This is a genomic window from Bradyrhizobium sp. ARR65, from assembly GCF_000472385.1.
Lineage (GTDB): Bacteria > Pseudomonadota > Alphaproteobacteria > Rhizobiales > Xanthobacteraceae > Bradyrhizobium.
Map to the genome: position 1 here is coordinate 1 of NZ_AWZU01000026.1, position 19,748 is coordinate 19,748.

General features: G+C 62.5%; 18 protein-coding genes. 10 read left to right on the forward strand and 8 right to left on the reverse strand.

Annotated features, from left to right (window positions below; translation table 11 throughout):
- Both F758_RS51425 and F758_RS0125375 read left to right on the forward strand, forming a co-directional pair.
- Positions 1-224, forward strand: a 224-nt coding sequence (locus tag F758_RS51425) for a hypothetical protein (protein WP_210200100.1), incomplete at its 5' end; no start/stop codon positions are given.
- Between the two features lie 203 nt (positions 225-427).
- Positions 428-1,282, forward strand: a complete 855-nt coding sequence (locus F758_RS0125375; RefSeq protein WP_024510516.1) for a DUF2076 domain-containing protein — start codon at positions 428-430, stop codon at positions 1,280-1,282.
- A 270-nt stretch (positions 1,283-1,552) separates the two neighbouring features.
- On the opposite strand, the gene F758_RS0125380 is transcribed toward F758_RS0125375, so the two are convergent.
- A complete protein-coding gene (locus F758_RS0125380) occupies positions 1,553-2,350 on the reverse strand; it encodes a L,D-transpeptidase (protein ID WP_024510517.1) in 798 nt (265 codons plus the stop codon).
- A gap of 324 nt (positions 2,351-2,674) precedes the next feature.
- On the opposite strand from F758_RS0125380, the gene F758_RS0125390 reads away from it, so the two are divergent.
- Positions 2,675-3,448, forward strand: a complete 774-nt coding sequence (locus F758_RS0125390; RefSeq protein WP_024510518.1) for a protein phosphatase CheZ — start codon at positions 2,675-2,677, stop codon at positions 3,446-3,448.
- A 172-nt stretch (positions 3,449-3,620) separates the two neighbouring features.
- Here the strand turns inward: F758_RS0125390 and F758_RS0125395 are convergent, their stop codons facing one another.
- Positions 3,621-4,130: a hypothetical protein gene (locus tag F758_RS0125395; protein ID WP_024510519.1), complete on the reverse strand. Its 510-nt coding sequence runs from the start codon at positions 4,128-4,130 to the stop codon at positions 3,621-3,623.
- 336 nt (positions 4,131-4,466) lie between these two features.
- On the opposite strand from F758_RS0125395, the gene F758_RS0125400 reads away from it, so the two are divergent.
- The 3 genes from F758_RS0125400 (at position 4,467) to F758_RS0125410 (ending at position 7,911) form a co-directional block, all read left to right on the forward strand.
- Positions 4,467-4,763: a co-chaperone GroES gene (locus F758_RS0125400; RefSeq protein ID WP_024510520.1), complete on the forward strand. Its 297-nt coding sequence runs from the start codon at positions 4,467-4,469 to the stop codon at positions 4,761-4,763.
- Positions 4,764-4,955: 192 nt separating this feature from the next.
- Positions 4,956-6,599 carry a chaperonin GroEL gene (gene groL / locus F758_RS0125405; RefSeq protein ID WP_024510521.1) on the forward strand — a complete coding sequence of 548 codons (1,644 nt, stop codon included), beginning with the start codon at positions 4,956-4,958 and terminating at the stop codon, positions 6,597-6,599.
- A gap of 115 nt (positions 6,600-6,714) precedes the next feature.
- Complete coding sequence (locus F758_RS0125410; protein WP_024510522.1) at positions 6,715-7,911, forward strand: hypothetical protein; 1,197 nt, start codon at positions 6,715-6,717, stop codon at positions 7,909-7,911.
- 60 nt (positions 7,912-7,971) lie between these two features.
- Here the strand turns inward: F758_RS0125410 and F758_RS0125415 are convergent, their stop codons facing one another.
- Together F758_RS0125415 and F758_RS0125420 are read right to left on the reverse strand one after the other, a co-directional pair.
- Positions 7,972-8,388: an META domain-containing protein gene (locus tag F758_RS0125415; RefSeq protein WP_024510523.1), complete on the reverse strand. Its 417-nt coding sequence runs from the start codon at positions 8,386-8,388 to the stop codon at positions 7,972-7,974.
- A gap of 287 nt (positions 8,389-8,675) precedes the next feature.
- Positions 8,676-10,280 carry an L-lactate permease gene (locus tag F758_RS0125420; RefSeq protein ID WP_024510524.1) on the reverse strand — a complete coding sequence of 535 codons (1,605 nt, stop codon included), beginning with the start codon at positions 10,278-10,280 and terminating at the stop codon, positions 8,676-8,678.
- 318 nt (positions 10,281-10,598) lie between these two features.
- On the opposite strand from F758_RS0125420, the gene F758_RS0125425 reads away from it, so the two are divergent.
- Positions 10,599-12,356 (forward strand): ABC transporter ATP-binding protein/permease, encoded by a 1,758-nt coding sequence (locus F758_RS0125425; protein ID WP_024510525.1) that lies wholly within the window; start codon positions 10,599-10,601, stop codon positions 12,354-12,356.
- Between the two features lie 122 nt (positions 12,357-12,478).
- Here the strand turns inward: F758_RS0125425 and F758_RS0125430 are convergent, their stop codons facing one another.
- From F758_RS0125430 to F758_RS0125445, 4 genes are all read right to left on the reverse strand, one after another.
- The gene (locus tag F758_RS0125430) at positions 12,479-13,492 is read right to left on the reverse strand and encodes a TorF family putative porin (RefSeq protein WP_024510526.1); all 1,014 of its coding nucleotides are present in this window, start codon (positions 13,490-13,492) and stop codon (positions 12,479-12,481) included.
- Positions 13,493-14,070: 578 nt separating this feature from the next.
- Positions 14,071-14,415 (reverse strand): hypothetical protein, encoded by a 345-nt coding sequence (locus tag F758_RS0125435; RefSeq protein WP_024510527.1) that lies wholly within the window; start codon positions 14,413-14,415, stop codon positions 14,071-14,073.
- A gap of 78 nt (positions 14,416-14,493) precedes the next feature.
- Complete coding sequence (glcF, locus tag F758_RS0125440) at positions 14,494-15,810, reverse strand: glycolate oxidase subunit GlcF (protein ID WP_024510528.1); 1,317 nt, start codon at positions 15,808-15,810, stop codon at positions 14,494-14,496.
- Positions 15,807-17,042: an FAD-binding protein gene (locus F758_RS0125445; protein WP_024510529.1), complete on the reverse strand. Its 1,236-nt coding sequence runs from the start codon at positions 17,040-17,042 to the stop codon at positions 15,807-15,809. The genes glcF and F758_RS0125445 overlap by 4 nt, the downstream gene beginning before the upstream one ends.
- Positions 17,043-17,079: 37 nt before the next feature.
- Between F758_RS0125445 and F758_RS0125450 the strand changes: the two genes are divergently transcribed.
- From F758_RS0125450 to F758_RS0125460, 3 genes are all read left to right on the forward strand, one after another.
- Positions 17,080-17,586, forward strand: a complete 507-nt coding sequence (locus F758_RS0125450) for a putative quinol monooxygenase (protein ID WP_245286591.1) — start codon at positions 17,080-17,082, stop codon at positions 17,584-17,586.
- 250 nt (positions 17,587-17,836) lie between these two features.
- Positions 17,837-18,844 (forward strand): alpha/beta hydrolase, encoded by a 1,008-nt coding sequence (locus tag F758_RS0125455; protein WP_024510531.1) that lies wholly within the window; start codon positions 17,837-17,839, stop codon positions 18,842-18,844.
- 22 nt (positions 18,845-18,866) lie between these two features.
- Positions 18,867-19,568, forward strand: a complete 702-nt coding sequence (locus F758_RS0125460) for an antibiotic biosynthesis monooxygenase family protein (RefSeq protein ID WP_024510532.1) — start codon at positions 18,867-18,869, stop codon at positions 19,566-19,568.
- Positions 19,569-19,748 lie beyond the last annotated feature (180 nt).

Genomic DNA, 19,748 nt, shown 5'->3' on the forward strand with positions numbered 1-19,748 from the left:
AGCCGGTAACAGCTTTCAACGAGTCCAAGGGAATTGCAGAAAACTGCCCCGGTATGGTCCCTTGGATCTGTCGAGATGTTGTTGGTCGCTATCATTGTTGGTCCGACCGTACACCAGCCTATTGGTTCGAAGCATTACCTGCCCACGGCAGCAAGCTTGTTGGTACTCCCACTGCTGCGCCAAATTCAATGCCGCACAGCGGCTTCGTTCAATCGCAAAAATGAAATTGCAAGATTTCGGGCCTTCAAACCCAAAAAGCTTGCAATCTCAAACCTCGCTCCGCTCCCAAAATCGACTCCCGCTCAACGGCTTGGGAGGTACTTCACTGTCGACTACCTAAATTTAATCCGGAACCGCACTACAGGCGACATGGAACCGGCTTACATCTTTGAGCGCGCTTTCCAAGAGAAGCCGCTGGAGACAGACCATGAACCCGCAAGAACGCCAATTGGTTGACGAACTTTTCAACCGGCTCGCCCAGCTCGAGAGCGCGCCGCGTGATCCCGACGCTTCGGCTGCCATCGCAGAAGGCTTGCGAAAGGCGCCGAATGCCATCTACCCCCTCGTGCAAACGGTGCTGCTGCAGGATGAAGCCTTGAAGCGCGCCAACGCGCACATCGAGCAATTGGAAGCGGCGCACGCGCAGCAACAGCAGCCATCCGGCGGCAGTTTTCTGGATTCTATGCGCGATGCCATTTTTGGACCGGGCAGTTCCGGCCAGGCCGATCAGGCCCAGCAGCGCGGTTCGGTGCCCAATGTGCCGCCGCCTGCAAGCCGCCCGGTATGGAATAGCGGCCAGGTGGCGCAGCAGGCGCAAGCGCCAGGCTACGGCCAGCCGGGCTATGGCGCACCGCCCTACGGCGCGTCTTCCTATGGCGCTCCTCCGTTCGGCGGTGCCGGCGGCTCCTTCCTCGGTACCGCAGCGGCAGCCGCGGCAGGCATGGTCGGCGGTTCGCTGCTGATGAGCGGCATCCGCAACATGATGGGCGGCTCGCATTACGGCTTCGGCGCGCCGACGACGGTGGTCGAGCCGACAACCGTGGTCGAGGACCGCGGCAGCCCGTGGGGCAATCAGCCGGACAATTCGCTGGCGCGTGATGCCGGCATCAACGACATCGGCTCCTCGCGCGAGGGTCGCGACGACAATTCGCGCTCCTCCCTGTTCGACCAGACCTCGAACGATCAGACGGACTACGGCGACGATCGCGACAACACGGACAATGACGATTTCGCCGATAATGGCGACTTCGGCGACGATGACGGCGGCAACGACTACGCCTGAGCGCCGATGATATCTTGAACACGGAAGCGGCCGCTCTTCTGGGTGGCCGCTTCTGCTTTTCCTGACGGACCCCAATCCAGGCCCGTCACCCTTAAGGCGCGAGCGCAGCCAGCCTCGAAGGGCGACGGCCGGCTGCCGCTTCAGGGGCCGCTCATCCTTCGAGCCTCGCTTTGCGAGCACCTCCAGCGACAAACGGCGGAGCCGTTTGCGCGGGGATGACGGTTTGAGATGGGCGCCCGCGTCAGTCCAAAACGATCACGCTCCAGGCGCTCACAGCACGATGACCTTGGCGCCAACATTGACGCGGCCGTAGAGATCGATCACGTCCTCATTGCGCATGCGGATGCAGCCTGAGGACACATTGGTGCCGATGGTCCAGGGTTCGTTAGAACCGTGGATGCGATAGAGAGTCGAGCCCAGATACATCGCGCGGGCGCCGAGCGGGTTTTCCGGCCCGCCTGCCATGTGGCGCGGCAGGTCGGGGCGGCGCGCCAGCATCTCCACCGGCGGCGTCCAATCCGGCCATTCGCGCTTGGCGGTGATCGTCTTGACGCCGGACCAGGTAAATCCGGGACGGCCGACGCCGATACCATAGCGCAACGCCTTGCCGTTGCCCTCGACGAGAAACAGGAACTTGTTCGGCGTATCGATCACGATGGTGCCGGGACCTTCCTTGCCGTCATATTCGACCTCCTGCTTTTCATATTTCGGATCGAACGGAGGCTGCGTCGGATAATAGCCTTGATCCTGCGGATAGAGCTGCTGCTGCGGCTGCGCCGGCGCATAAGCCGGCACGTAGTAAGAGGGCTGCTGTTGATAAATCGGCTGCTGCGGCTGGTAGCGCGGGTCCTGTACCGGCCGGTCGCCGAACAGGAATTCGATGAAGCCGCCGCCCAGGTTTGAGCGCTCGGCATAAGCCGTGCGTATCGGCGCAGTCGGCTGAGGCGGATGGGCGTAGATGACGGTGGGGCCGGGAGGGCTTGCGGCGTCGATCGCCATTGCATGATCAATGCCTGTGCCGAGAAGGGACGCGCCGGCAAGAAGCGCGAGAGAAGTTCTTTTCAACATCGACGTACCCTGTACTGGTTCGTCTGCTCGACTTCGCGGCAAGCGGGAACGCGCTCCGCGCCGCTATGACTGGAGAATTAGATTCAAAACCGCCTCGGTTTGGTAAACGAAAGCCGCCTTTGGATTCACCACGTCCGCAACGAACGGCGGATTCAATCGCTAGCGTTTATTTTCGATGAACGCGGCGCGGCCATGGTTAATTGCGTTCTTAATTGCCGGTTTGCCAAACGATCAGTCCGTCTTTTGCGAGAAGTTCCGGCGTGAACCCGATGTTAAAGAGCGTCTGCATAAGACTTGCGAGGAAGAAAGGTTGGGGGAGCCGTGATGGCTATTCATCGCAAGCGGTATCGGATTGAAGAAGCTATCGGCATCGACGTGCCGACAGTCGAGGAAGTCGAAGGCGGCGACGTCGGTCCGATGCACCGCGAAATCATGGCCGAACTGCGCGCGATCCGCGCCCAGATGGCAGGCCCGAGCAAAAGCGCAGCCGCCTCGGTGCTGGCAGACACGGCCTCGCGCGAAATGGCGGAGACGCAGGCCTTGCTGGAAACCTACCGCGCGCAGATCGAGCAATGCGAGAAGCTCAAGGTCGAGCTCGATCTGATCCACGATGCCATCAGTCGCACCAAGCGCGAGATCGCCGCGATCCACGGCAAGAGCTTTGACGGCCAGGAGATGGCCCGTGTCAATGGCGAACTCGGCGCGGTCGCCAACGGCACCGAGCAGGCGACGCAGCGGATCCTCGAGGCTGCCGAGTTCATCGACCAGGCGGCAAGTGCGCTGGCCAAGGTGAACTCGCCGGACCAGCAGAAGATTCTCAGCGAGGATATCCAGGAGCGCGTGGTCTCGATCTTCGAAGCCTGCAACTTCCAGGACCTGACCGGACAGCGCATCAATAAAGTGATGAACACGATGAAGTTCATCGAGCACCACATCAATGAGATGATGGAGATCTGGGGCGGCGTCGACGCCATCAAGGCGCATGCTCCGCCGATCATCGACACCCGGGCAGAGGATGAAAAATTGCTGAACGGGCCGAAGCTCGAGGGCGAGGCTGGCCACGCCTCTCAGGACGATATCGACGCCCTGTTCGACTGAGCAAGATCGAAATCGCAATCAAAACAAAACGCCGGCCCAGTGCCGGCGTTTTTTTGCGCCGTCATTCCGGGGCGCTGGCGACGCGAGCGAACCCGGAATCTGGAGGTTGTGGCGCGCCATTCCGGGTTCGATGCTGTCGCATCGCCCCGGAATGACGTGCCATGGGACCCAATCAAGCCCGCGGAGCGCAGCGGACATAGACCATGTTGCCGTAGCGGTTGGCGGCGTCCGCGTCGACGAAGCGCGTGATCAGCACGCGGCCGTCGAAGGAAATGACCTCGCGGTCCTGCTCGCCGCCAGGCGGACCGGCCGGGCCGATATAATTCTTGCCGCCGCGGCTGCCCTTCAGCCGCAGTTCCTGCGGGGTCGCCTGGTCGGCCAGATGCATGACCACGCCGCCCGAGGTGCCGGCGCCGATCACATAGGGCTGCTTGCACTGCGCCTTCGCCTGCGCCTCGGTGCGGGCTCGGTCACTGGGATTCTGGTAGGACGCCAGCCCCCATTTGCCGACCAACTCGTCGGGGCGGATGGACGCCGGCAGTTCCGGCTCAACCCCCGGCTCAGGCGCGGGCCCCGGCGTGGAGGTGCCGAGGCTGAAGCTCGAGCACGCTCCCAGAAATATCGACAATGCCGCGACGATCGACAGGTTTCGAACCGGCCGCGCGCACCCCAAACTGACCATGGTATTCCCCCGAACTGGATGGCGGTCGCACCCGCCACCAACCAAGCCTAAAACCGCCGTGGGAGCAACCACTACCGTTCCGTGTTCCGAATTGGTCTCGTTCAACAATATCCTCACTCGTCGTCAAGAAGGGCTTGAGGCCGTTTGCTTGACAGGATCGGCGCCAGGCCATATTTCGGGCGCACAATTAGCACTCCGAGAGCACGACTGCCAACGATACGGCCTAAACAGCGCGAGCGAAGCGCGCAAGAGACGGCCGGTCACTGTTGCACTTTCGAACCGACCTGAGCTGCGAATCAACCTGACCTGCAAAGCGAGCCTGCAAAGGGAAATGCCATGGCTAAATCCAAATTTCGTCCGCTGCATGACCGCGTCGTCGTGAAACGCATCGACGCCGAGGAAAAGACCAAAGGCGGGATCATCATTCCCGATACCGCCAAGGAAAAGCCCTCCCAGGGCGAGATCATTGCGGTGGGACCCGGCGGACGCGACGAGTCCGGCAAGCTGATTCCGATCGACGTCAAGGTCGGCGATCGCGTGCTGTTCGGCAAATGGTCGGGCACCGAGGTCAAGATCGACAATGAGGAACTCCTGATCATGAAGGAGTCCGACATCATGGGCGTGCTGACCTAAGCTTCACGTCCGCGAAATCTACGCCTTCCACTTATCATGCCCGGGCTGGACCCGGGCATCCATCGTTCTCAAGAAAGCTGCATTGCCGGGCCCACGCCGTGCCGAAACGGCTTCGGCCTCGCAGGCGGGTTCAGGCCCGGCAATGATGTGTCGGCAAGCACAAACCTTCCGAATACTGAGGAGTTCAAACCAATGGCTGCCAAGGACGTAAAATTTGCCGGCGATGCCCGCGAGCGCATGCTGCGCGGCGTCGACATTCTCGCCAATGCCGTCAAGGTGACGCTGGGTCCGAAGGGCCGTAACGTCGTCATCGAGAAGAGCTTCGGCGCGCCCCGCATCACCAAGGACGGCGTCACTGTCGCCAAGGAGATCGAGCTGGAGGATAAGTTCGAGAACATGGGCGCGCAGATGCTGCGCGAAGTCGCCTCCAAGACCAACGACACCGCGGGCGACGGCACCACCACGGCGACCGTGCTGGCACAAGCGATCGTCCGCGAGGGCGGCAAGTCGGTGGCCGCCGGCATGAACCCGATGGATCTGAAGCGCGGCATCGACATCGCGGTCGCGGCCGTGGTCAAGGACCTTGAGAAGCGGGCCAAGCCGGTTGCCTCCTCCTCCGAGGTCGCCCAGGTCGGCACCATCTCCGCCAACGGCGATGCGGCGATCGGCAAGATGATCGCGCAGGCGATGCAGAAGGTCGGCAATGAGGGCGTCATCACGGTCGAGGAGAACAAGTCGCTCGAGACCGAGGTCGACATCGTCGAGGGCATGAAATTCGACCGCGGCTATCTCTCGCCCTACTTCGTCACCAATGCCGAGAAGATGACCGCGGAGCTGGAGGACGTCTACGTGCTGCTGCACGAGAAGAAGCTCTCCGGCCTGCAGGCGATGCTGCCGGTGCTGGAAGCGGTGGTGCAGTCGGGCAAGCCGCTCGTGATCATCGCCGAGGACGTCGAAGGCGAGGCACTGGCTACGCTCGTGGTCAACCGCCTGCGCGGCGGCCTCAAGGTCGCGGCGGTCAAGGCGCCGGGCTTCGGCGATCGCCGCAAGGCCATGCTGGAAGACATCGCGATCCTGACTGGCGGCCAGCTCATCTCCGATGAGCTCGGCATGAAACTTGAGAATGTCACCGTCAAGATGCTCGGCCGCGCCCGCAAGGTTGTGATCGACAAGGAGAACACCACGATCGTCAACGGCGCCGGCAAGAAGCCCGACATCGAGGCGCGCGTCGCCCAGATCAAGGCGCAGATCGAGGAGACCACCTCCGATTACGACCGTGAGAAGCTGCAGGAGCGTCTTGCCAAGCTCGCGGGCGGTGTCGCGGTGATCCGCGTCGGCGGCGCCACCGAGGTCGAAGTGAAGGAGAAGAAGGATCGTGTCGAGGACGCGCTGAACGCGACCCGCGCGGCGGTGCAGGAAGGCATCGTCCCGGGCGGCGGCGTGGCGCTGCTGCGCGCCAAGAAGGCGGTCGGCCGCATCCACAACGATAACCCCGACGTGCAGGCCGGCATCAACATCGTGCTCAAGGCCCTGGAAGCGCCGGTCCGTCAGATCTCCGAAAACGCCGGCCTCGAAGGCTCGATCGTGGTCGGCAAGATTCTGGAGGACAAGTCCGAGACCTTCGGCTTCGACGCCCAGACCGAGGACTATGTCGACCTGGTTGCCAAGGGCATCATCGATCCCGCCAAGGTGGTGCGCACCGCGCTGCAGGACGCCTCCTCCGTCGCCGGCCTTCTGGTGACGACGGAAGCCATGGTTGCCGAACTGCCGAAGGAGCCGGCGCCGGCCGTGCCCGGCGGTGGCGGCATGGGCGGAATGGGCGGCATGGGCTTCTGACCCGGACCTGCCAAAAAATGAAATCGAAGGCCGCGGGCGGCCTTCTTTTTTAGGCACGTCGCTCTTAAAACATCACCTGCTGACCTGCCCGGAATCGATGGAACAGGAACGTCACATGCGCGCGCTATTGCTTGGCCTGAGCGGCCTATTGATCACGTGGTCGGGTATTGCTCTTGCGGATACGAAGCTCCCCGCCAAGATCACTCCCGGCGCGAACGAGATCAGATATTTCACTTCGATCGACGGGCTGATGGAAGGCAATGCCGACGCGATCCTGAAGGAGACGCGGCAGGGTAAGGCGGTCAGCGCCGCCGTGCTCGACGTCTGCTATCCCGTGGACAAGAATTCCGATCGCAAGGACCGGTTCGTCGTCAATCTTGCCGTCAACGGACCGACGCTGTCGGGCACGACGCAGAGCCTCGTGGATAAGGCGCCCGTGACGGTCAAGCTGACGCGCAGGCCGACCGGCGACACCTTCGAATTCCGCGGCCAGATCGCCATCGGCCAAGATGTGACCGAGGTCGCCTCGACCGACAATTCCGACATCAGCGAGCGCGAGTTCCAGGACAGCCAGTCCACCGACGACGGCATCACGCCGCAGCCGAAGGACTTCACCGAAGTGTCGCCGGAGTCGGTCGGGGTGCGGGTCAAGCTGGATGCGGCGCTGGATTTCTTAAAGAGCCTGAAAGGCCAGGACGTCGAGGTCGGCGTGAGCAGCCTCGCCGTCACCTGCGACGCCATGCGTGCGGGTCAGCAGACCATCAATCTTTCTGTCGACCCCGAGCGCGCGCCAGGCCTGATCGAGAAGGCCAGGTCCTTTCCCGGCGTGACCGCCGCCGGATGGACGACCGGCATGGTCGAGATGGATCGTGCGATCCGTATTTCCGCCGCGGACTGGCGCGACGGCGGCAAGCTGAACAAGGACAAGCTCGCAAATGCGATCGCCAATGTCCTTTCGAAGACGCTTGCGGCGAAGCTCTCCGCGTCGAACTGGAACAGCACCACCGGCAAGCTGAAGCTGAGCTTCAAGCGGCCGAGCCAGCTCTATCCTGCCCTCGGCCTCACCGAGACGGTCGACGTGGTCGGCCTTGTCGCGCCGGACCGGCCCGGCGCGTCGGACCGGCTGATGCTGTGGATCGGCACTCCCGCGATCTCGACCAACGATGAAAACGCCGGCGCCAAGCTCATCCTGTCGGACGATTCCTCCGGCGAGGAGGAAGGCGATCAAAAGGACGATTCCGGCTCGATCGAAGCGCTGGCCAAGGAATTGAAGGGCCAACGCTGGGATGCCGATAAATCGACGTGGAAATAGGCGAGGCGGCTGAGGCGTGATCGCAACGAAATCTCAAACCGATCCGTATCCAGCCACATCTCAATTCGTGTTGATCCGGAAGCGCAGCGTTTTCGGGCCGATGAAGGACACCAGGTCGCCCTCGCGCTTCCAATTGGTGACCTGGCTCAAGGCGGCGATCAGCTCATCGTCGGCCTGAGCGCGATCGGGTGGGCAGGCACGATCCTGCATCGCGCCGGCGACGAAGATCACGGTGTTGCCGGCGATCGAGAACTGGCCCTTGCCGCCCTTGCACCACAATTCGAGAACGGTTTCGCCATTGTCGCCGATATCGAGATCGGGAATCCGTTTCGAGCCGGGCTGAGGCAACGCATCGAGTTGCATTTCCATTCCGAAGGGAAAGCTGTTGTCAGCGCGCGCCGAGACAAGAGTTGCTGTGGACGCGAGCAGGGCCAACGCCGCGCTCGCTTGGACAAGAGCTGACTTCACCAAAACCATACGACCTCGCGAATCCTTTCCGCTATGCTTGGTCATTCCGGCGCGCCCGCAAAACGCGAGCGAACCCGCAATCTCGAGGTTCCCCGATGCGCGATTGGGCATCAGGTTCGCGCTTTGCGCGCCCCCGAACGACGCATGAGAGATTGCGCCCTTCTATTGGATGGATGAGGCGTTGAACAGGCTTCAAAAAGCGAAACCCAACAAACAGATCCCCGCGGCACCGGCGGCACCGCGGGGATTGTTGTTACGACATTCGTCGCTTGTGCTCGCAACGACGCCCTGACGCCTCAGAGCTTGGCGATGCCTGGGAAGAAAAGATAGCAGGCGACGCTGATCACGATCAGGTAACAGAGCAGCACCAGAGTCCACATAAAATTGTGCCTGATGACTTCACCTTCATTGCGCACGAAGCGTGTGGTCGACACGCCGACGCTCGCGGTTTGTGGCGCGATCGGCTTGCCGATCTCCGAGCCAACGGAGTTGACGGTCGGCAGCAGCAGCGGCGGAAAGCCCAGGATCTGCCCGACCAGCGCCTGGAACTTGCCGAACATCGCATTGGTGGACGTGTTGCTGCCTGACAGAGCGACGCCGATAAACCCGAGAATCGGAGCGACGACGATGAAAGCGGAGCCGATAGACGAGAACGCCTTCGCGAGCGAAGCCGCCATGCCGGAAAAATTGTACACATAGGCCAGGCCGAAGATAAACACGCCCACAAGCAAGGCGCCCCACATCTGCGTCCAGGTCTTGTTCCAGATTTCGGCAAGCTGCTGTCTGTTCACGCGCAGCAGCAGTGCGACGACAATCCATGATGCAAGGATGGCCGAGCCCCCGACAAACGGCGTCCAGTTGAAGATCGCCGCGATCGTCGCTCCCTCGGCGATCGAGGATGCCGCGGTGACCTGCGTGTGGAACAGCACGATGCTTGGCAGCTTGGACCACGGGCCTGTCCAGGCGACCACGATGATGATCAGCACGGCGATCGGCAGCCAGGCCTGAACGACGTCGCCGCCGGAAAGACCATGGCCGGCCCCCGTGCCAGTGCTCGTCAACGGCGCACCGCCATAGCCTCGCATCTGACTGGGCTGCCAGACCTTGAGCAGGAGCAACAGGCAAACAAAGCACACGATCGCCCCCGCCACGTCAGGCAGATAGGGACCGAGATAGGAGCCGACAGGCAATTGGCCGGCGATATAGGCGAGCGACCCGACCACGGCCAGCGGCCATGCCTCCCACATGCCTTTCTTGCCCGATACGAGATAAAGCAGGATCCACGGCGGCAGCAGCGCCAGGATCGCGACGATCTTGCTGATCGAAGCAGACAGCGCGAGCAATGGATAACCAGTGACGGCCGCGAGCGCGATGATCGGTGCACCGAGTGCCCCGTAGGAGACAGGTGCGTTGTTAGCAATGGCTGCAACCCGGATCGCATCGAGATCGGGAATGCCGAGGGCGATCAGGATTGGCGCGACAAATGCCCATGGATAACCGAAGCCGACAAGGCCCTCCAGGAGCGCGCCGAATGCCCAGGCAAACAGGATGGTTTGCACGCGGATATCCTGCGTTGCCTGCGCGATCAGCCAACGTCGCAGCTTGTCGAACGTGCCGGTGACGACCAGCGTGTTGAAGAGCATCACGCCCCAGAACGTGATCCAGTTGACGTTCCATACACCTGTCGCGGCGCCGTAGAGATAGGCGCGGATGCCCTCATCGAGGGGCATGCGCCAGACCCAGAGCCCGAGCGCAAGCGTAATAAGCGAACCGACGAGCGTCGCAATCCAGGCCGACCAGCGAAGCGCCGCCAGCATGAAGAGCAGCGCCGCGACGGGAACCAAGGCGACGAGCCAAGTGATGAACATATTGCCGGTAGGATCGAGAATTTGCTTGAACATTGCGCTTCCTCCCCACGCCACTATGAGCGCCCGGCCGGCGTGGACGGACCGGGCGGCCTGGCGTGGTTTGCGGAGGGCCTTGGTAATGTGCGACGTGAGCTTAAGAATTCGGCACACGGCCAAACTCTGCTCAAAAGCTCGCGAAATATGAAGGCGCGCCACCCCTCGCCGTGAAGGCCATGCTAGGGTTGACTCCAAGGCCCGGACAAGCCAACGCGAACCGCGATACTTACGACTTTAGTCTAGGCAGAGCCCCGTTGGGCCGAATTCAGCCTGTCTTTCAGGTCCTTAAATCCGCACCCCAGGAGATGCTGATCTGTGAAGAAAATCCGCTCGACACTTGCGATCGTGTGGCGCATCGCCGCCCCCTATTTCCGCTCCGAGGACAAGCTGGCCGGTCTTACGCTGCTCGTAGCCGTGATTGCGATCGAACTCTCGCTGGTGGCAATCGATGTGGTGCTGAACCAATGGTACAATAGATTTTATAACGATCTTCAGGAACGGAACTGGAATGGCTTCGTCTGGGAGATCGGCTTCTTCATCGTTCTCGCCTCGCTCAACGTCGCCCTCTCGATCTATCAGCTCTATCTCAATCAATGGCTCCAGATCCGCTGGCGGCGCTGGATGACCAGCCGCTATCTTGGCAGATGGCTGCACGAGGCCAATCACTATCGCATGCAACTCACCGGCGATGCCGCTGACAACCCGGACCAGCGTATTTCCGACGACGTGAAGATGTTCGTCGAGCAGACCATCGGCATCGTCGTGGGCCTGCTCAGCGCGGTCGTGACGCTCGCCTCGTTCGTCGTCATTCTGTGGGGCCTGTCGAACGCGGCGCCCTTGCATTTGGCCGGCCAGGACTGGGCGATTCCCGGCTATCTCGTGTGGTGCGCGCTGATCTACGCCGTGTTCGGCACGGCGCTGACGCAATGGATCGGCTCCCCGCTGGTGAACCTCTCGTTCGAACAGCAACGCTATGAGGCCGACTTCCGCTTCAACCTGGTACGGGTACGCGAAAACTCCGAACAAATCGCGTTGTTGCGTGGCGAGGGCGCCGAGCGCGAACGGCTGTCGGAGCGCTTCGGACGCGTCGTCCACAACTGGTACCAGATCATGAGCCGCACCAAACGGCTCACGGCCTTCACTACGAGCTACTCGCAGGCCGCGGTAATCTTCCCCTACGTGCTCGTTGCACCAGCCTATTTCGCCGAGAAGATTCAGCTCGGTGGCCTGATGCAGACGGCCTCCGCCTTCGGCAGCGTGCAGAAAGCACTGTCGTTCTTCGTATCGATCTACCGCTCGCTGGCCGAATGGCGTGCCGTGGTCGCCCGTCTCGACGGCTTCGAAATGTCGATCGAGAGCGCAGCAACGCTGCCGTCTAGGCCGCCCTCGATCGACGTGGTCCCGTCGGGCAGCGATACGATCGACGTGGCACAACTGATGGTCCGCCTGCCGAACGGCCTGCCGCTGATCTCGGCTGACAGCTTCAGCATCGCAGCGAACGAGCGCACGCTGGTGACCGGGCCCTCGGGCGCCGGCAAGTCGACCCTGTTCCGCGCCATTGCCGGTGTCTGGCCGTTCGGCAGCGGCTCGATTGCAGTCCCGGCGCATGCGAGTCTCATGATGCTGCCGCAGCGGCCGTATTTCCCTGTCGGCACGCTTCGGGCCGCGATCGTCTACCCGGCACAGCCGGGCGAGTTCAGCACCGAGCAGATCACCGATATCTTGGCCGCGGTCGGCCTTTCAAAGCTCGAGCCGCGCTTGGACGAGGAGGAACACTGGAATCGGATGCTCTCGCTCGGCGAGCAGCAGCGGCTGGGGTTGGCGCGGGCGCTGCTGCACGCGCCGCAATACCTGTTCCTGGACGAGGCGACGGCTTCCCTCGACGAAGCCGCCGAGGCACGGCTCTACCGGATGCTGGAGGAGCGCTTGCCGGCGACCACGATCGTCTCGATCGGCCACCGCTCCACGCTTGCGGCATTCCACGAGCGCAACGTGGTGCTGACCCGCGAGGGCGACAGGTACGCGCTGCAAAGCCCAAGCAAGGAAGAAGTGAAGCCCTCTTTGGCCGAATAGCCCCCTCACCGCGCGGCCGAAGTCAAGGCTGCGGCGCGCGCATCTCCGGGGCCAGTCAAACGAGGAAAGCAAAGGGGCGGCAGATCTCTCTGCCGCCCCTTCCACAATCTTTCGGTGAAAGCTTACTTTAGGTTGGTGATCGCCGTCAGGTCGGCGGAGAGCTTGGCCACGCCGGCCGCGCCGCACCAGTTGGAGCCGAAGCCACCCGGATTGATCGCGGTGATGAAGGCCGGGTTGAAGTCCTTGGTCTGGAAGTCGCTGGTGAAGGCGTTGCAGGAAGCCTTCGACAGGTCGGTGTCGTAGTAGCGCAGATCCAGCGTAAACACCTTCCAGGTGAAGCCGACGCCGACGTTCCAGGTGTTGTAGCTGGGCTCAGGAATACCGGCGGAGTAATTGGCCAGCACGCTGGTCACACCATAGAAGGCGTCCGACGTTCCGAGCCACTGGCGGCCGAACTCGCCGGAGACGTACATGCCGACGCCGCTGCTGCCGAAGATCGTGCCCGGCGCGGTCCACTTGGCGGTCACCGAGGAGTAGTTGCCCCAGGCGCCCAAGTTGAGGAAGTTGGGCGAGTAGTACTCGTTGAAGCCTACCGACCACTGGTCGTTGATGGCGATATTCAGCTTGCCGTAGCCTTCGAAGAAGCTCGCATCGCGCTTGGCGACGTTGCCGTTCGGCAGACTGCCGTTGAGCACGCAGTTCAGCTCGGAGCCCGGGATGCCCGAGCCTGGGAAAGCGCCGGCGTTGAAGCACTGTCCACCCGGATAGAGGTAGCCCCACACGCCGAAGTCGAAGGCGAAGATGCCGAAGGTCGGACGGATACCGCCATAGACATCGATTTCGGCCGCCGCGCGGTTCGGGAACGAGATGCTCTCACCCGACACGCCCAAGTAGAGCTGCAGGTCCTTGTTCACGTTGTACCGGGGCTCGAAATAGGCCGCCACGGAGGCCTGGTGGTTCGACTGGGTGATACCGCGGAAAATGTAGTCGTTCATGATGGCACTGCCGAAAGCAATGTCCCATGGTTCAAATGCCGGCGGCGGCGGCGCCTTGAGCGCCTTCGTTGGCAAATCGGCCGCGAAGGCCGAGCCGGAAACCATTGCTAGCGCCGTTGCTAACAAAGCGACTTTCTTCATGACAATCCCCATCACAGTCCAAGTTCAGCCCGACCTTGGCGGCGCCCCCCGGGGGCAAGCGGTATCCGGCTGCGGCCCAAAATCTCAGTGCTCGGCACTGTGGAACGGAGCATCTTTACCGTGAAGCCAAAAACGCAAGCATCTGCCGACTTTTTAGGCGTTCCGCTGAATCTAGCGCAGGTTGTTTTCATGTGTGGCATTCCGACAACAGCTTTGAGCGTCACCGTCCGGAAAATCACGGAGATCGATCGCGCCTCAGCCCGGACAAGCCACTCGCATTCGCCGCTGCGAATCAGCCATCGCGAATCATGCGCAAGGTGAGAAGAGCTATCGGACAAGTGAAAAGGCCGCGGCGAAGACCGCGGCCCCGGGATCGCAAGTTGCATCGCAAAGCCTGAGCTCAAATGCCGGCTCGCGCCTGAGTTGAGCCGATCCGATTGACCGCACCTGGCCCTTTCGAAAAAAAATCGGCTCAATCTCGCAAGACAGGATCTCGCAAGACCCGGAGCGCGACGGCGATTCGACTGAAGCACCTCGCGCTCCGGCATACGTGCGTCGGGCGCTGCGAGCGACTGCAGCTATTGGCCCTGGTCCTCTCCACCCGTCGAAGCACCGTCGCCCCATGATTGCGCGGGGCTTTGGCTCGGCGTGGCCCAGCTCGGGGCCGGCTCTTCCGACTCGGGAGCCGGGGCAGGAGCAGGCTTCGGAGCAGCCGATCTCTTCTTGGCCGCGCTCTTCTTCGGAGCAGCTTTCTTTGCAGCCTTCTTGGCGGATTTCTTCGGCGCCGCCTTCTTTGCCGCGGCTTTCTTTGCCGACTTCGCCTTTTTCGCCGACTTCTTCGAAGCCCTCTTCGCCGCCTTCGCAGCTACAACCTTCTTCTTTTTCGCCTTCTTACCCTTCTTGGCCTTTTTCCCTTTAGCCATCGTGGTCCTCCTATTGCCGCCGATCAATGTGCAATCGGGCGCTTCAAGTCGTCCGCATCTTTGGCCGGGCCAATTCGATCATTCCGATCCTGGCCGGGGACCGCCTGTCGCCCAATCGAGAAGCTCAATGGTGTGGACGACAGGAACTGACGTGCCGCCGGCAATCTGCACCATGCACCCAATATTGCCCGCCGCAATCATGTCCGGCTTGACGCTTGCGATGTTGGCGATCTTGCGATCACGCAGTTGGCTCGCAATGTCAGGCTGGAGAATGTTGTAAGTCCCCGCCGAGCCGCAACACAAATGGCTCTCAGGCACATCTTTCACCACGAATCCATTCTTGGAAAGCAAATCTTTCGGAAGAGCTGTGATTTTCTGTCCATGCTGCAGCGAACATGCCGAGTGATAGGCGACGACGACGCCGCTTTGTTGCTGGCAAGGCCTGAGCTCAAGGCCGGCAAGATACTCGGTGATGTCCTTGGCGAGCGCCGAGACCTTCGCGGCAGGCGCGGCAAAATCGCGATCGGTGCGCAGCATATGCCCATAGTCCTTGATCACCGTGCCGCATCCGGAGGTCGTGATCACGATGGCATCGAGCCCGCCGCGCTCGGCCTCGGCGGTCCAGGCCGCGACATTGGCGCGCGCCCGCGCCAATGCATCGTCGTCGCGGCCCATGTGATGGGTCAGCGCGCCGCAGCATTGTTCGTCGGCGACCAGCACGACTTCAATGCCGTGGCGGGTCAAAACATTGATGGCGGCCTGGTTGATTCGCGGTGCCAGCACCTGTTGCGCGCAGCCCTGCAGCAGCGCGACGCGTCCGCGCTTCTCTCCTTGGGCCGGAAATACGCTGCCTGCGGCCGGTCCCGGCGCCGGCAGATGGCTCGGCGAGAGCGCCAGCATCGCCCTGATGCGACGCAGCAAGGTCGGGTTCGCCTGGCGTCCTTTGGGGGCCGGCAACAGCGCCAGAAGCGGACGTGCGAGCCGTCCCAGCCGAGTGGCGGCGCGGAAGGCGGCGGGCCGGGGCAGCACGAAGCCAAGCACCTCGCGCAGCAGCCGCTCGGTCAGCGGCCGCTTGTACTGCTTTTCGATTCGCACCCGCGCCTGGTCGACCAGATGCATGTAGTGCACCCCCGACGGACAGGTGGTCATGCAGGCAAGGCAGGAGAGGCAACGGTCGATGTGCTTGACCACCTCGTGGGTCGGCGGCTTCTCCTTCTCCAGCATCTCGCGGATCAGGTAGATTCGCCCGCGCGGGCTATCGAGCTCGTCCCCGAGCAGCACGTAGGTCGGGCAGGTCGCGGTGCAGAAGCCGCAATGCACGCAGGCCCGCAGGATCTTGTCGGCTTCCGCGACATCGGGATCGGCGAGCTGGGCAAGGCTGAACTCGGTTTTCATGCGCCCTCCCGCGTGAGCCGGCCGCGATTGAAGATGCGCTTCGGATCGAAGCTGTTGCGGATCCGCTCGCTCAAACTCGCAAGCCCTGATGGTTGCGGGTGGAACACGTCGATCGCGCGACGGACCTGCTCGGACCCGCGGATCAGGGTCGCGTGCCCGCCGCCCGCCTCGGCGCGCCGACGCACCACCGCGGCCTGCGCGTCCGGCTTGGGCGGCAAGGCCGCCCAGATCAGGCCCCCGCCCCAATCGTAGATGACCTCGCCCCCGGTCTCGCGGGCAAGCGCCTGGCCAAGCGCGCCACCGGAAGCCGGCGGGCAGACGATCCGCCAGACCGGCCACACCCCAAGCGGCCCGTTTGCGGCGAAGGGGCGCACGTCGCGGATGGAATTCCAGACCTCCGCGGAGGCCTCATCCTCCAGGATCTGCGCCGTTCCGAACGGCTTCAGCGCGTCGGCAAGGGACCTCGCACGATGACTGGCCGAGACCAGGATGCCTTCGAGCCGCAGCAAGGTCACGGCCTCCTTGGGCGAGCCGACGCCATTAAGGCCTGGCGCCTCGCCGCGCAGCGCCGAGGCGGGCAGATGTGCCGCCGCCGAGACGTCAAAGGGCGAGCCCAGCGCCGTCGTCATCGCGCGATTTGCCCCGAGATCGTCAAGCGCGCGCAGCACCAGCGTGCGCTCGGCCTCCGGCCGCGGCATAACCTTCAAGGTTACCTCGGTCATGACCGCGAGCGTGCCCCAGGAGCCCGCAAGCAGCTTGCAGAGATCGTAGCCGGTGACGTTCTTCACTACTTTGCCGCCGGTCTTGAAGCTGTCGCCGAAGCCGGACACGGCATGCGCGCCCAGCAGGTGGTCGCGCACGCCGCCGGCCTTGATGCGGCGCGGCCCCGCAAGTCCGGCACCGATCATGCCTCCAATGGTTCCACGTTCCGGCGTTCCCAGCAGAAAGGCGGTATTGACCGGCTCGAAGGCGAATTGCTGGCTCTTGGAATCGAGCAGCGACATGACATCCGAAAGCGGCGCGCCGGCCTGGATTGTGATGATCAGCTCGTTCGGCTCATAGGAGGTCACGGCATTGAGTGGTGACAGGTCGAGCACCGCATTGGTAGCCATCGCCTGCCCGATCAGCCGCTTGGAGCCATGGCCGATGATTTCCAGCGGCTGCTCGCCGGCAATCGCCGCGCGCACCGCATCTTCGACGTCCTTGGCGTCTCTTATTTTCAGCGTGTCCACGGCCTAAGCGCGTAGCGAAATTCTCCGCCGAAATCAAATGGAAGGCTCGGCCGCTCGGGTCGCCCGCCTCCCGGGGACGCCGCACCATTACTTCGATCGGCATCGAATCATCTTCGATGATAATTCGCCATATATCGAATTGTATCCGCCGGAACGGGCCATTCGGCCTGTAACCGTCCGGGACGGATCAACAGGAGAAACCGCCATGGATCGATATGCAATCGAGGACAGAACCATCAGCGAGGCCGTCAGCGACGGCGGGGTGCTGGTGGTCGCACAATGGGAAGCAAAGGAGGATCAGGCGGACAAGGTCGCCGAGATTCTGGACCGTTTCCTCCCGCAGGCACAGGCTGAGCCTGGGGCAAAACTGTTCCTGATCAGCAGGGCCAAGGACAACCCGGCGCAGTTCCTGTTCTACGAATTGTTCCGCGATGAAGCCGCCTTAAAGGCTCACCAGGAAAGCCCGCACTTCAAATCGTATATTGCGGGTCAGGCACTTCCGCTGCTGACAAGACGCGAACGCACGCAATACGCGCTGCTGTGAGGCTAACGTAAGTCCTGGGATATCGAACGTCCGGGGGCTCGAAATAGACGAAATAGAGAGGGCTGGCCATGATCGCCTTGGCTTGGGGCGCGGCTTGAGCCCTCTCGCTTGTCGCGGAACCCGATAAACCACCTGTGCCGACCTGTCTTCGCACTTCGACCACCGTCGAAGCGTAGCGAGAAACCGATACTTCGTCTTGCGAGTTGGGCCGACGAGCGCAGACGAACCACGCAAAGGAGAGAAGATCCAGATGACGGATGCGCCGAAACTTGACCCGCGTGAACAGCATTTCCGCATTCGGGGCCCGCGCGAGGGGTTGTCGCTCTTCCTGCGGTTCCTGCCGGCAGCGAGCACGCAATTTCAGCCGCGGCGCGCAGTGCTCTATGTTCACGGCGCAACCTTTCCGTCGGCCCTGTCGATCGCGCATCGCTTCGATGGTCGATCCTGGCGCGACGCGCTGAATGCCGCGGGCTTCGACGTCTGGGGTCTCGACTTCTATGGTTTCGGTCACTCCGACAGCTATCCGGAGATGGATCGGCCGCCGTCCGACAACCCTCCCCTCTGTGTGGCGGAAGACGCCGCAAGGCAGCTCGAAGCGGCGGCGCGCTTCATCCTCGCCCATCAGGACATTGGCCGGCTATCGCTGATCTCGCACTCCTGGGGCTCGATGCCGGCCGCCCTGTTCGCGGGCGTCCACCCGGCGCTGGTCGAGCGTATCGTGATGTTTGCGCCGATCGCGCAGCGTGGTCCGCGCCGCTATGAGACCCCGCCCCGCTTTCCGGCCTGGCGCATCGTGACCCGCGAGGATCAATGGAATCGCTTCATCGAGGACGTGCCCGCCCATGAGCCGCCAGTGTTATCCCGCCGCCACTTCGAGGAGTGGGGCGAGCGCTATCTCGACAGCGATCCGATGAGCCGCTCCCGCGACCCCGCGGGCGTGAAGACGCCGCTCGGTCCGTTCAGCGAGATCATCAAGGCGTGGCATGGCCAGCTTGCCTACGATCCCTCGCAGGTGCGCGCGCCCGTTGCGATCATTCGTGGCGAATGGGACGGATTGATGCTTGATGACGATGCCCGCTGGCTGTTCAATGCCTTCACGCAGAGCCCGGTCAAACGCGATATCAAGATCAGCCGGGGCACCCATCTGATGCATCTGGAAGCGATGCGACCGACGCTTTGGCGCGAGAGCATCGACTTCCTGCGCGGCGAGGATGTCGCGCCGGTCCCTCCTGAAACCGAAGAACCGGTCCCCTCCTGAAACAGAAGAAAAGGAGACGACAATGTTTTCCGTGATTTTCGAAGTCCTCCCCGCCAAGGGCCAGAAGGACGGATATCTAGAGCTCGCGAAACACTTAAAGCCGATCCTGGAGTCGATCGACGGCTTCATCGACAACGAACGATTCGAGAGCCGCCGCAGGCCCGGCTGGGTGTTGTCGCACTCGACCTGGCGCGATGAAAAATCCGTCGTGCGCTGGCGCACGCAGGGCGAGCACCACATGGTCCAGGAGAAGGGCCGCTTCGAGATTTTCGAGGACTATCATTTGCGCGTCGGCGAAGTGACTTTCGACAGCAATCCGCCGCCGCAATCTGGGATCCAGGAGCTGCGCTTCGACCAGACGGAGATCGGCCTCGCAAAGGTCGCGACGCTCACGGAGATCACGCCGGCCAAGGACGCAACCTTCGCGGCGCAAACCGATCTCTTGCCCGCCCATCTCGGGCTCGACCTGAAAGGCGCCGCCGTCGTTGAATATGACATCTTCGAAAGCATCTACAATCCGGGCAAGCTCGCGCTGCTGGTCGGATGGAAGGACGCCGAGGCCGCCAGCGCCTGGTCACCGACCAATATCAATGGCATCGAGAAACTGCGCCATCGCCGCATTCGCATCGTCCGCGACTATGGCCGCTTCGATCGCCGTGAAGCGCCGCAGTTCTATCCTGATGTCAAGGGCGCACAGACCCAGCACGCCGAGCCCGCGCATTGAGGGCGTGGTCGGAGGGCACCGATGGCCTCGTCCCGATTGTGAAGATATGAAGTCGACTAGTCTTAGTGCGTCGGTAAACCCTCGTGGTGAGGAGGCGTGAATGCGCCGTCTCCGGACGATGCTGCGCATTGCCTGGAGAACCACGAGGCCCGATGCCGGCCTCATCCTTCGAAGATGCTT